The organism is Peribacillus sp. AS_2, from assembly GCF_026891895.1.
Taxonomy (GTDB): Bacteria; Bacillota; Bacilli; order Bacillales; family DSM-1321; genus Peribacillus; species Peribacillus frigoritolerans.
Genome location: NZ_JAPTGA010000009.1, coordinates 12680 through 29177 on the forward strand (window position 1 = coordinate 12680; position 16498 = coordinate 29177).

At 35.7% G+C, this 16498-nt stretch carries 14 protein-coding genes; 9 read left to right on the forward strand and 5 right to left on the reverse strand.

Features of this window, described 5'->3' with window-relative positions:
- The first annotated feature begins 157 nt into the window (after window positions 1–157).
- Both OTG27_RS16640 and OTG27_RS16645 read left to right on the forward strand, forming a co-directional pair.
- Window positions 158–1327, forward strand: a complete 1170-nt coding sequence (locus tag OTG27_RS16640; RefSeq protein ID WP_268937464.1) for an MFS transporter — start codon at window positions 158–160, stop codon at window positions 1325–1327.
- 243 nt (window positions 1328–1570) lie between these two features.
- Window positions 1571–1885, forward strand: coding sequence for an MTH1187 family thiamine-binding protein (locus OTG27_RS16645; RefSeq protein ID WP_057276246.1), 315 nt, complete (start codon window positions 1571–1573; stop codon window positions 1883–1885).
- A 431-nt stretch (window positions 1886–2316) separates the two neighbouring features.
- Here OTG27_RS16645 and OTG27_RS16650 read toward each other — a convergent pair whose 3' ends face one another.
- On the reverse strand, window positions 2317–2769 hold the full coding sequence (locus tag OTG27_RS16650; RefSeq protein ID WP_268565066.1) for a hypothetical protein: 453 nt from the start codon (window positions 2767–2769) through the stop codon (window positions 2317–2319).
- A gap of 1225 nt (window positions 2770–3994) precedes the next feature.
- On the opposite strand from OTG27_RS16650, the gene OTG27_RS16660 reads away from it, so the two are divergent.
- The 4 genes from OTG27_RS16660 to OTG27_RS16675 all read left to right on the forward strand — a co-directional run bounded on the left by OTG27_RS16660 (window position 3995) and on the right by OTG27_RS16675 (window position 6968).
- The gene (locus OTG27_RS16660; protein WP_268937465.1) at window positions 3995–5059 is read left to right on the forward strand and encodes a sulfite oxidase; all 1065 of its coding nucleotides are present in this window, start codon (window positions 3995–3997) and stop codon (window positions 5057–5059) included.
- 424 nt (window positions 5060–5483) lie between these two features.
- A complete protein-coding gene (locus OTG27_RS16665; protein ID WP_268937466.1) occupies window positions 5484–5642 on the forward strand; it encodes a DUF1540 domain-containing protein in 159 nt (52 codons plus the stop codon).
- A gap of 451 nt (window positions 5643–6093) precedes the next feature.
- On the forward strand, window positions 6094–6339 hold the full coding sequence (locus OTG27_RS16670) for a ParB N-terminal domain-containing protein (RefSeq protein WP_057276244.1): 246 nt from the start codon (window positions 6094–6096) through the stop codon (window positions 6337–6339).
- Between the two features lie 431 nt (window positions 6340–6770).
- Window positions 6771–6968: an IDEAL domain-containing protein gene (locus OTG27_RS16675; RefSeq protein WP_268937467.1), complete on the forward strand. Its 198-nt coding sequence runs from the start codon at window positions 6771–6773 to the stop codon at window positions 6966–6968.
- Window positions 6969–7079: 111 nt separating this feature from the next.
- On the opposite strand, the gene OTG27_RS16680 is transcribed toward OTG27_RS16675, so the two are convergent.
- Together OTG27_RS16680 and OTG27_RS16685 are read right to left on the reverse strand one after the other, a co-directional pair.
- The gene (locus OTG27_RS16680; protein ID WP_268937468.1) at window positions 7080–7418 is read right to left on the reverse strand and encodes a recombinase family protein; all 339 of its coding nucleotides are present in this window, start codon (window positions 7416–7418) and stop codon (window positions 7080–7082) included.
- A 210-nt stretch (window positions 7419–7628) separates the two neighbouring features.
- Window positions 7629–7829, reverse strand: coding sequence for a hypothetical protein (locus OTG27_RS16685; protein ID WP_057276234.1), 201 nt, complete (start codon window positions 7827–7829; stop codon window positions 7629–7631).
- A gap of 841 nt (window positions 7830–8670) precedes the next feature.
- Between OTG27_RS16685 and OTG27_RS16690 the strand changes: the two genes are divergently transcribed.
- From OTG27_RS16690 to OTG27_RS16700, 3 genes are all read left to right on the forward strand, one after another.
- Complete coding sequence (locus OTG27_RS16690) at window positions 8671–11046, forward strand: M14 family zinc carboxypeptidase (protein WP_268937469.1); 2376 nt, start codon at window positions 8671–8673, stop codon at window positions 11044–11046.
- Between the two features lie 1074 nt (window positions 11047–12120).
- A complete protein-coding gene (locus tag OTG27_RS16695) occupies window positions 12121–13539 on the forward strand; it encodes a processed acidic surface protein (protein ID WP_268937470.1) in 1419 nt (472 codons plus the stop codon).
- Between the two features lies 1 nt (window position 13540).
- Complete coding sequence (locus OTG27_RS16700) at window positions 13541–14191, forward strand: class D sortase (protein ID WP_268937471.1); 651 nt, start codon at window positions 13541–13543, stop codon at window positions 14189–14191.
- Between the two features lie 159 nt (window positions 14192–14350).
- Here OTG27_RS16700 and OTG27_RS16705 read toward each other — a convergent pair whose 3' ends face one another.
- Window positions 14351–14758: a DoxX family protein gene (locus tag OTG27_RS16705; RefSeq protein ID WP_048687048.1), complete on the reverse strand. Its 408-nt coding sequence runs from the start codon at window positions 14756–14758 to the stop codon at window positions 14351–14353.
- Window positions 14759–15298: 540 nt separating this feature from the next.
- Entirely contained in the window at window positions 15299–16450 is a 1152-nt protein-coding gene (xylR, locus tag OTG27_RS16710; RefSeq protein ID WP_268937590.1) for a transcriptional repressor XylR, read from the reverse strand.
- Window positions 16451–16498 lie beyond the last annotated feature (48 nt).

Below are 16498 nucleotides of genomic sequence, written 5' to 3' on the forward strand. Positions count from 1 at the left end.
TTATAAAGGTAGGTTCTGTTATGATTGTTTGATAAATTTTTTAAGGGGTTTAGAGAGGGTGAGTCAATTGACTAAAAACCTTAGGCAATTGAAAAATGTTTCGGTGTTCCAAACGCTTCTAACTTAGAAAAATAATTTAGAAGCGAGGAATAATCATATGAAAAATCAAAGAATCTTTAATAAATCATTTCTTTTTTTATCTATAAGCAACTTTTTAGTTTTTATTGGGTTTGAAATGTTGCTTCCTATTTTGCCTGCCTATTTGTTAAGCATGAATGCATCTTCCATTCAAGTTGGTCTAGGAACATCATTATTTACGGTAGGTGCTGTTTTAATCAGGCCTTTTGTAGGTTACTATTTAATGGATAACCAGAGGAAAAGTCTGGCCATTTGTGCAAGTGCAGCTTTAATGGTCATTACAATACTATATCCGTTTCTTAATATGATATGGCTTCTTCTATTGTTACGGCTTTTCCATGGTGCAGCATGGGGGGTATCAACCACTGCTAACAGTACAATGGTAGTGGATTTTATTCCTAAGACACGCTTAGGAGAAGGGATAGGGTATTTTTCTATATCCACAACGGTCGGGGCTATCGTTGCACCGAGTATAGGTATCCTTATCTATGACTCTTTTTCCTTCGATATATTGATATGGTCATCAGCCGTATTGAGCTTATTGGCAGTACTTGCGCTTCAATTTGTCTATTCACCTACTATTGTAAAGCGTGAGAAGAAGCCATTTCGCTTTTTGGATATGATTTTTGAAAAAGACGTATGGTTCCAAGCGTTACTTACGGTTATTACAACACTAGGTTTTGGGGCTATCATCACATTTTTGGTTCTTTTTGGGAAGCAAAGGGAAGTAGATCATATTTTTCTATTCTTCCTTATCAATGCAACTGTCTCAACTTTACTACGTCCGTTTACCGGAAAATGGTATGACAAAAAAGGACCTTGGTCTATTATCATTATGGCGGCTGTGTTAGGATTCTTTTCACTTGTTATCCTGTCATATACGACAAATGAATCTCAACTCATCGTTGCTGCGATTTTATTTGGGGCAGGTTATGGTACCGTTATGCCATGTTTACAAACATGGACTGTTCAAAAGGTAAGTGAAGAAAAAAGAGGAGCAGCCAACGCAACCTTTTTTTCCAGTTTTGACGTTGGTGTTGGAGTTAGCGCGTTTGTATTAGGTATTTTAGCAGAATGGATCAGTTTAGAGATGATCTTCAGGATTGTTAGTCTAAGTTTTATTGTTGTTGCTGTGTTGGTCTATAAGGATTATATAAATGAAAAGATAAGGCATAATAAATCGATCTAAAACAAATCCACCTCTATTTTAATAGAGGTGGATTTGTTAGCTGGAATACCAAAATGAGTAGAACTGGAATACATCCAGTTCTACTCGTAAGGGATGAAGTGCTTTGATTCACGAATCGCAAACTTCAAAGCTCCTCTCAAATTTCCCAGGTGCGAAGTTTGAGTTATAATAGTAAAAAACATCCGTCTTCTATAGGATGGATGCTTCTTGATTGAAATACATATAAAGGATTGGTGAATAAGAATGGCAATAGTTGATGTAACGGTTATTCCTGTCGGTACACAAACTCCAAGTGTTAGCAGCTATGTGGCGGATATTCAAAGAGTATTAAAGCAATATGAAGAGAAGGGGGAAATTCGTTTTCAATTGACACCCATGAATACAATCATTGAAGGCGACCTGCCTAAATTGTTTGAAGTGATCCAAGCGATGCACGAAGTACCTTTTGAAAAAGGTCTTGCTAGAGTTTGTACGAATATCCGAATCGATGACCGTCGTGATAAAGAACGCAGGATGGAAGACAAAGTAGAGCGAGTGAAAGGCATGCTTGAGGAATAACAGGCTTTGTAAATAACAGTGAAATGTAGATAATGCTGTTTTCAGGGGTATATCCTGAATTTCGTCGATATATTGCTGTTTTTCGGAGATATATCCTGAATTTCGTCGATATATTGCTGTTTTTTGGAGATATATCCTGAATTTCGTCGATATATTGCTGTTTTTCGGAGATATATCCTGAATTTCGTCGATATATTGCTGTTTTCGGAGATATATCCTGAATTTCGTCGATATATTGCTGTTCTTCATAGATATATCCCGAGTTTCGTTAATGATCTTTATTTAATGTCAATGTATTAATAGCTTTAAAGCCTTGGTATTACTGATTAATCAGTTCCCAAGGCTTTTTTATTTTTTATTTCATACATTTCCATTTTATATCTTGCTGAGGAGATTAGGTAATGATAGATATAGACCGTTATCTGGATAATTTATAAACGTTCGCCATAAAGTTCTTTTTCTTCATTTGGATGAAAAAGAGTGAATCCTTTTGAACAAAACACAAACCTTCTATCTATCTCGAATCCAGCCTTATTCAAAATTTCAACTGTCCCCTGTGAACCAGTGCCAGCATACCCGCAACTACAACCAGAAAGGTGTAGCTCATTTCCTTTTTTGTCTATAAGGATGAGATCGCTATCGAGCAAAATATTATCTTTAATATTTTCTTTAGTAATTTTAGCAATTTTAAAACGATCAAAATGATCCTTGACTGCTTCGAATAATGCAATACTTTTATTGGTAATACCGCGGTCTTCTCCGTAATCTTTTATGACGAAAACTTCCCGCTCATATGATTTCTTATATAGATGGTACTTTTGGTAAGTGACGTCATTAATTTTACAAATAAGCGGCCTAATATTATCCAGTTTTTGATTAAACATTGCACCCCTCCTAAATAGTTAGTTTATTAAGTTTATTAGGAGAAAAAGAGATTAGTACTAAGAAACTGATAAGAAGCAAATTTTTTTCATTTTTGATTCTCGTTTGTTTAATTAATAGTAATGAAACGTATACCTATAAGGAATGAATGAAGCTGTCAGGAAGAAGTGAAACTGTGAAGTCAAATTAAAAAAGCACCAAAAAAGGTGCTTACTAGTTTTATATCTTCTTAAAGTAATGGACAAACATGATATTCATGACAATTTCAACTATAGCATGAATACTTACATCGAAAATATTAGTTTCCTCAAGTGAATGATAAGGAGCATATAAGACAATGTAAATTGAGCCAATGATAGTTAAAAGTATGGTCCATATGCTGTTACGTAAAAACAGTGGAATCAGTAAGCCAAAAAAGGGCAAGAAGAAATTTTATTCTTTCCTCATTCTCTTTTTATAAATACCGACTAAAAGATAGATTGCAATCATATTGATAATAAAAAATAAAATTAGATCAATAACATCATATCCATTCATAGATGAAGGGTTATCAACTCCTGGCAGTGAAAACACTGTAAGGGCAACTAGTACCCAAAAAGTTATCCGATATCGTTTCTTTTGTTTGCCAGTTATTGTTCCTGCTGTAACGCCTTGACAAGTTTGTTAATATTCCAAATATACATGGTTGTCTCCTTATGTAGATTACCGCATTAATTATAGGGGAGGGTCCACTTAAATAGTAAATGCAAGATGCAGAAGAATATGACAACCCCTCTTTGACATAACATTTAGAAAAAGATAAGGGTGTGACCATTCTGAGTATGAAGAAAAACGACCAATTCGTTATTTATATAATAAAAGGTTCAACAATTAAAAGGTTTTTAATCCTGGATCTAATTATTGGATCAGGAATTTTTTATGTGGTCAAATTCATTTCTTCAAGCATATTAATAGCGAGTGCGAGCAGTTTTGTTGGAACCGAAGGAATTAAAAAGGCACCGAAAGTACTAAAAAGTGCAATTGGATTAATATCCTAAAGACTGGAAATTAAATGACCCCTACCCTTACTTATTACAAGAAAATGCACAACAAATAGCCATTCAAATAGGGATCAAAGGGATCGGCCGTAGGATTATACAAACTGGATTTAAACAGATGGTGTGTAGGATGAAGTGGGCAGTAACGAAGTATACATCTATAATGATTCATATTAATAAGGAGGGAACCATGACAAAACCTCAAAAAGTGAGACCCTATTTAACTACGCGTAGTTTACTGCCGGAAAATCAGGAGACACCCATTCAATTCATCAATAATGATAGTGTGGAAAACCAATTATTTTTTAGAAGGAACCACTTTACTTATCCGGCACTTTCTTCTTCAAACTATTGGCTTCCTATAAATGGAGCAGTATCAGCTCCATTACTGCTGTACTTGCAAGACATTCTTCAATATCCATCCAAAACGGTTGAAGTTGTCCTTGAATGCTCGGGAGACAAGCGTAATCTCTTCGAACCTAAAACATTTGGAGAACAATGGGAAAAGGGGGCCATTAGTCAAGGGAAGTGGAAAGGTGTACCATTACGGACATTACTTGAATTATCTGGCATAGGAGAAGGGGCAAAAGAAGTTGTCGTGGAGGGATATGATTATGGCCTTAGGACCGATTTGGATGAGGTTTACACCTACACGAGGAGTTTGCCTATCGAGAAGGCACTGCATCAGGATACAATCATTGCATATGAGTATAATAACCAGCCAATTCCTTTTAAACATGGTTATCCATTGAGATTAATCGTTCCGCAGTGGTATGCAATGGCATCTGTTAAGTGGATAAAGCAGATAAGTGTTATTAATACTACTTTCAATGGACCTTTTCAAAACATTGATTATATGTATTATCCAAATAAAGACAATGATCAAAATGCATTTCCGGTCACTGCAATAAATATCAATTCGACTATCCAAAAACCGCTGGACATGGAAAAAATTAATACAGGTGTGCATTTAATCAAAGGGATTGCATGGACAGGAAAAGGAGTTATTACAAAAGTGGAAATTAGTATGGATGATGGCTATACATGGAGTAACGCCGATATATTACCTGGTAAGAATGTTGGTTATGGATGGGTTAGTTGGTCATTCGAATGGAATATATCAGAAAAAGGTGAGTACACGATTAAATCCAGAGCAACAGATTCATTTGGTCAAATTCAACCTAATTTACCTTTCTGGAATAAAAAAGGTTATGGGTATAATGCCATTGATAAGATTAAGGTTAAGGTAGAATGACTTAAATTTTATTTTAGGAAATGAAAACGGCTGAAAAAACTTTTGGATTTAGCCAAATAACGGTTTTGTGATATAGAGAAAAAACCCTTCCAAAAGGGGTTTGGAGGGTTATTTGTCATGGCCAAAAATAGTATATCATAAGGGAATGAAAAATTTAGAGAAAGAAATTGACATCCTATTAGCTGGCTTAGTTTAAGTAGGTATGGCTGCTTCGTCAGACTTTTGATAATTGCCTCCAGAAACAGCTGAAGGCATGGTGAATTCCAATCTATCTGCTCTCTTATGGTCAGCAAAGAAGGCGAGTGTGAGCTTGGTTTTACAGACATTTGGGTAGTTCCGTAGAAGAAGGAAAAAGTGTATGTGAGTTTATCCATATACAAAAACGGGGATATGTTACTAAACGATAAAGAGGAGGAGACATTTTATGAAACTCGAAGTTTTGTGTAACGTAGAGAATTGTACGTACTGGGCCGAGGGGAATCAATGTATTGCCGACTCCATTTATGTCGTGGGCCTTGATAACAATGACGCTGACAATGTTGAGGAAACGGCATGTAAAACCTTTGAACATCGCAAACAATAATGGAATACAGAATGGGCCGGACGGCTGATGCCGCCCGGTTTTTTATTTCTAGAAATAGGAACAGTCCCCTATCTGTATGCAGTCATACCGGGTTCCTTTCCCATTTTTAATGGGGACTGTCCCCTTAAAAAAAATTTAATTAGCACGACTATGAAAGAGGGATATACCTTGAAAATCAATTTGAAAACTTTATTAATTTAATGAACAAGAGTCATTCCAACTGTTAAAAAAGAAGGGCAGATACCTAAAAATTATCTGCTCTTTTTTAATTTATCCTCTATTTGAACTAACATGTGAACAAATGTACTTACACTAAAGGGTGCGTTAGCGCCATAAGAAGGTTGCCAAATGGTGGCCTTAGGATGAGAAAAGTGACAATAGCTGATTAAATCGGTCTTATAATAGGTGAATAAAGAATATAATTAGACTTCAGATAGGGGTGAAAATAAAAATGAAACCAGATGAAACAGAAGAGTTTATTTTACTAAATCAGATTGTTGTAACGGAAGAGTTTTTAAATTCCAATCCGAGTGTTGAAAAAACACTACAAGTTTTAAATCATGCTAAACGGACAGGCTGCTTAGATGAACCCATTATGATAAATAGGGATACAAAGATCCTTAGGGACGGTTACAGACGCTATATTGCAGCCCAAAAGGTGGGGATGGAATTAGTCCCCGTTATTTATGAAAAATAAGCTTTTACATAATCAAAAATAGAAAAATGGAAGAAAACCCCTGCAATCAAAATTTTTAGGGGGTTCCTATAAAGTTCGTTTAGTTTAAACCAGAACCATCCAGCAATCACTGAACAGCTAAACGTAAACCTACCTGAAAGTAAAACATAGTTTTTAAAGTCAAAAACACTACTTTTTTAAAAATTTAATGCTGAGAAATGCTCTACAAATAAATTAACTAACTTTAGATTTATAATTACCTATTCGATTCAAATTAGAGAAATAAGATTATTTAAGGAAGTACTTATGTAATAAATAATTAGTTTTGTTATTGAAAACATATAAAACAATTATCTGTCTAATAGATATATTATTGGAACTACTTAGATAAATATTTGAATATTCTGAAAACTGGTGGTATAATAGAAAAAAGGTCAAGGAGTTGGTTTCCTATGGAAAAGAATTTGGCTAATACACCACCACAAGCTGAAATAAACGTTAAGGATTCTGAATTTGCTGAAATGGTGTTAAACAAAGCCCTTCTTAATTTCCGAAAAGAGCAAATCCGAAAAGAGATTGACCAGTCATTACAGGATTATAACAAAGAAGAATTCCTACGATTAACAGAGGAATTGAAAAACATTTCTTAATATGTTGTTTAGAAAATGAACTAATCATATTTGTAACTTTAAGAAGTACGCCAAAACGCCAACCCATATCTATGGATTGGCGTTTATGATTTTTATCGATTAAGCACGATATTATAAATAAGTTATTATTTGTTCCAAAACTCGTCCTTTTTTGAACACATCACTGTTCGATTTGATAAGGACGTTTTTTATTGCCTTCTCCCTCAGCTTCCAATTCAATAGCAATATTATGAAGGTCCCTAACAGAACGGGCCAAGCGGTCATTTTAGTAACGACTAATTTATCACCTTTTCTTAATGCTTTTCTTGCATTGTCTAAATCCTGGCGATCTATTTTCTTTCCACTTTCTTTTTCCATATATATTATTTCGGAATCATATTCTATTAATTGTTCAATTTGGCTTTCAAGCGACTGTCCAACTGTCGATACCCTTGCATATCCACCTTTCATTTGCTCATACTCTTTTTTTACCTTAGTTATATATCTTCTATACTTTTAATTACAGACTATCTTTTACCATCATGAAAGAACGGACTCAACGAGTACTTACCAGGTTTTTGACATAAATGTTTAGGTCTAGGTCTTAACTAATAGAAAAAGTAAATTTGTTAAAGTTTATATTTTGAAACCGTATAATTCTTTTGTGAAAGCAATGGGGTTTTACGTTTTTATTATCAGTAGAGGGAAAGGGAAAGAATCTATTTCACGACTACGTTCCTGTAATCTATGTGACAATATATAATCTTTAGAACCTTGGAAACAATATTGTTCATAAGTTGCTAGCATAACTTTGTCTACATCGGTTGAGCGTGACTGCTCCGGAGTATCAGCGGATAACATAAGTATCATTTTGTAATTCATTTGGAAAACTCCTCTTCTATTTAAATGAGAACACAAAAATAGCCACCTCCGATTGTTACCGGAAGTGACTATTCTTCTTGTTTATGCATATGAGAATCAACCTAATACACCGCTTCTTTAAATGGCGGCATCGTTTTATCGTTTGCTATGAGCATGATAAAACTAAAGACTTCTTCATCCGGAACGATTAAATCTTAGCCGTTCAAATCTAAGAAGGTGAATACTGCTAAATAAGAAGTTCGTTTATTACTATCTTTAAAACAATGACCACGTTTTATCAATTTAGCGCGTGGAAATTATTTGTAAATAATTTATGTTTCTGATGTATGAAAAAAGGATAAAAATTCAATTATTATTAACTGAAAATTCTTAATTCGCACAAAAATAAGTGTATAATATTATAAAACAGTTATCTAAGCTTGTAGTTACTATTTCTTAATAAGGAGGCGATACTCTTAAACATGTATGGAAATTTAAAAAATTAGTAGGGTGCAGAAAAGGAGAAATTTATTAGTCTAGAAAGGAATTTAATCAGCTACAGTAGCCAATTCGGGTAGGTATTGCGTTAATTGACTAATATATATTTTAATTGAATACAACACGAAATGACTCGCTAAAGGGCTGAACAAACCATGTTGAAAGCGGTTTATTTTTATAATGTTGAACATACCACATCGTTAAAAATATTCTTTATAAAATTTGATAAGCTCCCCCAGCAAGTAACACTACATAAATTTGACCTTCTGAAACTAGTGCTGCAATAGGAGAGCGAATCCCAATAAAATAAACATTGAACGACTTGGTGGGATATATACAAAAAAATCATACTGGAGGTTTTAGGATGAAAAAGAAAAAAGCATTATCCGGCCTGATGGCTGTGAGTCTACTAACAGTAATACCGTGGAGTTCTGGACATGCTGAGAAACCTCAATGGACAAATGTGAATACATATGAGGAACAGGACGGAAGCAAGTTTAATAGCGAAAACTATGACTTTGTGAAATTTTCACAAATTGGTTCCAAATTAAAAGAGATTGAAAAACTTTCAAACCGTGTGAAAGTTGAAGTCCGTGGAACATCAGCTGATGGAAACCCACTCTATGTTGTCACGATTGCCGACCCAACAACACAAGGGAAGTTCGGAAAAGTGAAGGCACTTAGAAAGCAAATGTTTAAGAATCCAGGCAAAGCTCAAGAATGGGTTGCCAATAATCCTGACTTTAAAGTTCCAATCATGATTAATGGCTCTATTCATGGGACTGAATTTGTCGGAAGCGATGCAATCCTTCAATTAATTGAACGTTTTGCTACCCAAAATGATGCAACAACCAAAGACGTTTTAGAGAATAATATTCTTATTTTCAATGTCGTACAAAACCCTGATGGACGTATTGATGCCACCCGCTTTAATGGCGAAGGAATTGACATAAATCGTGACTTTATCACCCAATCGCAGCCAGAAACAAAAGAGATGGTTCAGCTCATTAAAGAATGGAACCCGATGGTGTTCCTTGATACTCATGGTTATGTGAAGAATTATCAGCCAAATCTGCAGGGGTTAATTGAGCCTTGTACGCCACCGCATAATCCTAATTACGAGTATGACTTATACGGAAAATGGGCCTATAAACAGGCAGAAGCGATGGAAGCGGAAATAATGAAGGATCATGAGAACTATTCAGGATCCTTGTATCAAAACATGAAAGGTACCTATATTCCGCTGCGCGATGACTCCGCTGGCTGGGATGATTATCCTCCAATTTTCACACCAATGTATGCGATGTATCATGGTGCTTACGGTCATACATTAGAAGCTCCAACAAATGATTGGGACGGCGTACGATGGATGTATAATTCGATTATGGGAGCACTGAAATTCGCAACAGCCAACAAGCAATCCATGATTACAGATCAAATTGAAGTTTTTAAAAGAGGAATTAACTTTGACCATCCTTTTCATAAGGAAGGCTTATTTCCAAAAGCCTACATACTTCCACTAGACCCTAAGGATCCGACTGTTACGAATAAGGCTGTAAATCATTTGATCAATAATGATATTGAAGTTGTTCAAGCTGTGAATGCATTTGAAGCGGATGGAGTGTTATATCCAAAAGGAACTTATCTCGTTGAGATGGACCAGGCGAAAGCCGGATTAGCAAACACGATGCTCTGGGATGGGGAAGACATCACGAACGATACCCCAGCAATGTACGACATTTCCGCATGGAGCTTACCGGAGCTTTGGGGATTCAAGGCAGTAGCCACACAAAATCCTATTAAAGTCAATGCAACGAAAGTAAACCAGATTACAGGTCAAGGCAAGGTTTCAGGAAAAGGACCGTTTATGATTCCGAACAGCTCTGTCCAATCGGTAAATTTAGTAAATAGATTGCTTAAGCAAGGAATACCTATTGTACGTGATGCACAAGGTAACTTCTTTGCAAAAACAGTAGCTAATCAGGTATCAGCAGCGGTGAAAGAATCTGGGTTACAGGTTGGAACTGCTGATGTACCAGCAGATGCAGTGGCTATTACGTCTGTAAAAGTGGCTATATTAAAGGATGGAGGTATGGGTAAACAGAAATCACACGCAGGAACAAAGCTTGCTTTGAAAAGACTAGGTTTTGATGTGACAGAAGTTACGCCAGTCGAAGTGGCTAAAAATCCCCTTAACGGTTTTGATATTTTTGTCTATAGTGGAACGGAAAGTCTCATTTCTACTAACCTTTCCGAAGCTAATAAAGAATTTGGATTACAGAACGCCGGGCAACTTAATGCATTTAAAGACAATGTGACAAGCTTCTTAAATGAAGGAGGCAAATATATAGCTGTAGGTGCTGGTGCATCTAGAGCAACTAAAACACTCGGTCTTACAGACGACATCATTAATGTAGGAGGTTCCAACAGTAATGGTATCGTAAAAGTCGATTATGAGGGAACTGGTTTAACAGCAGGTTATGGAGAAAATGATATCGGATTTGTCTATCGTCCAACATGGTTCACGGATACTGGTAATGATGAAATTGTCGCGACCCTTGAAGATTCAGATAATTTCTTCGTAGCTGGTCACTGGCAAAATAACATAACCGCAAAGGGCCAAGCCGTTATCGTAAAAGAACAGAATAAAGATGTAACTCTTATTGGGTTAGAAGCAGGTTTCCGCGACCACCCGGATTACTTGTTCCGTCTTCTATCTAATGCAATTTTCGAAAAATAGTAGAATTAGCCAAAGCCGGATTCAGCAATGAATTCGGCTTTGGTAATTTAAAAAATGCTGAACGCTTGCTCTGAACTCATTACTTTTAAATCAACTGTTTCAAAAACCCTGAAGGACAATAAGTAGTTTTTTAGCCGATTAAAAATGGTGACTACTCTTATAATTCACAAGCTGGATATGGATTAACTAACCAGGAATCATTATAGATGAAGTTAAATGATTTGATTAGCGAACAAAATTATTAACTTGCAAAGGGGGCTGTCGTTCTCCTTTTAGTTTTAAACGACGTATCGGCCCTAGGAGGTTTGTACGGGTGAGTACACCTAGATAATTTCAAAGGAGTGGGAGATGGTAAACAATTTATCTTTGCGTAAAATATCTATATTCTTTATTTAACAAGGTAAAAGGAATTCAATAAAGGACATAAAATAATAATAATCGATCAGGTAATACTGCTTAACTTCCTGATTCATTTTTTATTTAAGTAGTCTTAGATATGATACGGGGACCTCATTAAATAAACACTCATTTTAAATCCCTCAAGCGGTATAGTATCAGTAGTTAATACCGGTGATTAAATAATGATAAAAAACCTGTAGTTTTTTGTCTAGTTGTAGAAGAAGGAGTATTAAGCTGGATAGCTGTTTCCGACATACTCGACCATTCCAGGGTCGAGTATGTCTTTTTTCACTTTGTCTAAGCGTAAACTTTATAGGATATGAGGTCTGATACTTATAGACTGACTACTTTACTTGAAATTGATGTAGCCCGGTGGTGAATTTATATTCATTTTGCTTGAGCTAAGTTATGTTTCCCCTAAAATATTAATAATTCTTTTTATCTGGATCACAGTAGCGGGAGTTTTTTAATCCCTCTTTTTGAAATCAATATATAAATAGGAAGAAATACGTCTTGATTACCGTAAACAGTGGTATATGCTGTTAAAAAGTTTGTTTGAAAAGTAAGTAATATAGCAATTTTTCCTTATTGGAAAAAATAACTTCATTGTTAAATTATTGTTATTACCTTATAATTTTCTAGAAACATATGAAATGATATGAATAGGAGAAAAGTATGAAAAAACTGTGGACCATTTTAATTTCATTTACGTTGTTAATTAGCTTATTCCCCCAATTAGCATCGGCGGCACCAAGCAAGAATTTTGAGAAAGAACTTACAAAGTATTTAAAAGAGGTAAGCCTTGTCAGGGGTTTTGAAGTGACGAAGGATGATATTGAAACATCTCTTTCTTTTTACGATGAAAGTATTGAGAACTTTGAATCTATTGGTGATCTAAAAGAAGCCTTGGGCGAAGTTATTAAGGCTGATTTGAGTAATCTAGATGCCATTTATGAAGATTATAATCTAACTAATGAGAGCCTAATTAATCTATTACACGAAAATGGCGAAGAACTAGACGATTATATCTTTATCTGGGACCTCGATGAAACTGTTTATTTCTATACAGAAGAGACAGAAGAGGGCGATTTTGAACGCGATCCGAATTTTGACAAAGAATTAGTCAATTATTTGGCCAAGGTTAGCAAGGAAAGAGGCTTCCAAGTAACACTAGAAGATATCGAAGCGTCATTGAAACCCTATGATTTTAGCACGGAAGAATTTGAATCTGTCGAAGAGCTTAGCGAATTCCTGGGTGACGTCATAAAGGCAGACCTAAGCAACTTAGATTATTTTAATGAGAATTATGGATTGGATAAACAAGCCTTGCTTCAAATGTTAGAAGAAAATGGTGAAAATATTAACGATTATATATACATAGATAATCTTGAAGAAACTGTTTGGAACCTTACTGGCGGCGGGATGGATGGCGAAGTTGCCGATGAGCTTCTTCCTATTTTCGAGCAGGAACTCGGTCTAACGGAAGAGGAACTACAGCGGCTTGAAGACCACTTGATGTCTTTGGAAGACCATCTTTCCAACCCGGAAACAGTCAAGCGACTTGAAGAATTGGGCAACCGCATGATGGCTTTCGAGGAATTTGATGTAGCAACCGAGCTTACAGCTGAACAGATAGCTGAAATGGCCTCAATCTATGAAGAATTACTTTCCATCTTTAAGCTTAATGTTTCCTATTCCCTTGTGAAAAGTGGTTCGGAATCACCTGTATCCCTTTTGGATTTAATGAAATTGGAAGAATTGAAGGGTGCTAACCTGAAAATATCAATATATAATACTGACGGAAAGTTCTTGGCTGATCTGTTAATAACAGGTGATATGGTCGATTCTGATACTCTTACTAATGCAGGCGGACAAATAAAGGAATCTGCTAAAGAGGTACAAAAGACCATTGAAAAGGCACCAGTTGCTAAACCAGTAAAACAAAAGATTAGTACCCATACTAATTCAGAACATCAAACGGTAAAAGGTGCTAAACTGCCAAATACCGCTTCCGGTTATTTGCCTAGTGCCCTTTTAGGACTATTTCTTGTCTTGTTCGGAAGCTTGATGTATCGAAAAATCAGGAAAGCTTAATATGAAAAAATTAAAGAAAAAGCGGTTACTGCTGCTTTCTTGTGCAATTGCCATCATTTTATTTGGGGTTTGGTTTTCCACATCCAATTTGTATAAGTTTGCAAAAGGCTACTTTCTTTACAAGACTCATGCTCCTAGCAGCCAAGTGAATGAAACAGTGCAGAAACCACCAAGTAATAAACCAACAATTGATAAAACACCAAGTAATGACACAACAAAGAAAGAGCTATATCCTGTCCGCCCTAAAACGGGTGAAGAAATCGGGGAGCTTTATATACCCAAACTAAAAACAAAACTCCCTATTTTCCATGGCACAAATGAGGATGAATTGGAAAAAGGCGTTGGTCACTTTGCAGGAAGTGTGTTACCTGGTGAAAATGACAATTCCGTACTTTCCGGTCATAGAGATACCGTATTCCGTAAACTCGGGCAAGTGGGCGAAGGAGATTTGTTGATAGTAAGAACATCGGCAGGAGAGTTCACATACAAAGTCAACAAAGTTCGAATTGTGGATAAGGATGATCGAACCGTAATCGTACCAAAGCCACGGGCAACGCTAACCGTCAGTACCTGTTACCCTTTTGATTATATTGGGTCAGCACCTGAACGCTATATCCTTGTCGCGTATTTAACTTCAAAAACAGTAAGTTAATCAAATGTACTAAAAAAAAGCGTCCCAATAAGGAAACCTATTGGGACGCTTTTGATTTTATTTCTTATTAGAAAGAAAAGCGAAGATGATATCACTTCCTCCACTTTTAAACCAATTAGAAAAAACACCTTTCACGATGTTTTTTCATGGCCAATTTATTTATATTGTTAAACTATTCTTATTGCTCGATGTGCCAGATGAAGCGGATTTTAATATTTTATGATGGTAAATATAAGAGCCGGCTATCAATATATACCCGATAATGAAAATCAGCCATCCACTGGCAGGGTCGCCCACTGAAATGCTTGAATACATAGCCCCCGTCAAATCAAATACAAAACCGGCATAAGCCCATTCCTTGATTCTTGGAAAGCCTGGAATAAGTATTGCCACGACACCTAATAATTTGGCAATCCCAATAAAGGGCAGGAGGTAAGTAGGATAACCTAAATGATTGAATAATGCGACTGCATCGGGAACAGACATTATATCCGGAATAGAACCCAAAACCATTAGTGCCACTAAAAGTCCTGTGAAAATCCAATATATAATTTTTGTTTTTTTCATTTATTCACATTCCCTCCCTTAGATTGACATTTTAATCATATTCCACTTTTCTTTTTTTAATGCATTCTAAAAAATCTTAATCTTAAACAGTTGTGGCACAATCCTTTAGGAATCACGCTTGACTGAAGGATAACTTGAAGAAAAGCGAGTTTGCCTGCAGTTATTTCTTGAAAAATATTCATTTGATTTCAGAAATCTGCTCCCTTTCCCAATGCCAATAGCAGTGGTACTTCTTATTCTCCGTTGAAGAATGAAAGAAATTATATTCCTCCTTAGGTTTTAGACGGATATAGAGAACGGAGGAACTGTGTATGGAGCCAAACTAAAAGAAAAATCTCTCATTATGATGAAAGAAAGTTATTTCCATTGATGGACTACAAAAAAATGTTTTATCTAGAACCTAACTCATTTAACACAATTATTCTTGCATAGATATGGGGACGAAAAAAACAAGAGAGGTCTTACTCTAGGTAGAGAAAGACCTCTCTTGTTATGTTAGGAAAGATATTCAGACATCTATCATCTATACTCTGAAATAGATTAGCTTGTAGTGACATTTAAAAAATGTTCGATCACAATTGAAACAGCTCCTAATGCAGGTGCATTTCTTCCTAATGAAGAGGGCAATAGTTCACACATACTTTCCAAATGAGAATTTACCCTAGAAGAAACCTCATTCTTAATGGTATTTAACACAATCGGGTGAGATTCGATAATGTAATTTCTCAAAATAATAGCTTGTGCGTCAAATGTATTGAGAATATTTGTTAAGCCAATACTGACGTAGAAGCCAAAGTTCTGGAGTGCATTTAAGACGGCTACATCATTTTTATTTGCACGTTCAACAATTTCTTTTCGTAACATATTCTTTTCGCCAGAAAAAGAATCCAGTAATGCTTTTTCGGATGCATATAATTCCCAGCATCCCCGGTTCCCGCAGCTGCATTTGGGACCGTTAAAATCTATCGTCATATGACCCATTTCTCCAGAAAAGCCATTTACTCCTTTAAATAATTCATTATTAATAATAATTCCGACTCCAATTCCAACGTTAATACTGATGTAAATGATGTTTTCATAGTTTTTAGTAACCCCAAACACTTTTTCACCGCATGCGCCTGCATTAGCCTCATTTTCAACAAAAACAGGTACATTGAACTCGCTTTCAATTAAGAGTTGCAAATCTTCAATATACCATTCCAAGTTGGGCATGAAAATGATTTTTTGATTGCTATCCACAAGACCTGGTACACAAATACCTATTCCCACCAAACCGTAAGGAGAGTCGGGCATATGAATGATAAAATCATGTATAAGTGCAAACAGAATTTCTTTCACTTCACCAGCTGAAGGGCTAGACAAGTCAGAAGCCTTCTCAAGGATAATATTGCCTTCTAAATCGGTTAGAATTCCATTAAGGTAATCCACACCTATATCGATACCTATTGAATAGCCTGCATTTTTATTAAAAACGAGCATCACAGGTCTTCTGCCACCACTAGATTGTCCTGCTCCAATTTCAAAAATAATATTTTTTTCAATTAACTCATTTACTTGGGAAGAAACAGTGGATTTATTTAACCCTGTTATCTCAGAAAGGGCTGCCCTTGAGATAGGTGAGTTTTTTAAAATTTCATTTAAAATCAACTTTTGATTCATTTTCTTTACTAATGCTTGATCTGCTATCGGAATGATAATCGCTCCTTTGTTTTACCATTGAACTAAGTGTTTTTTGTTTTT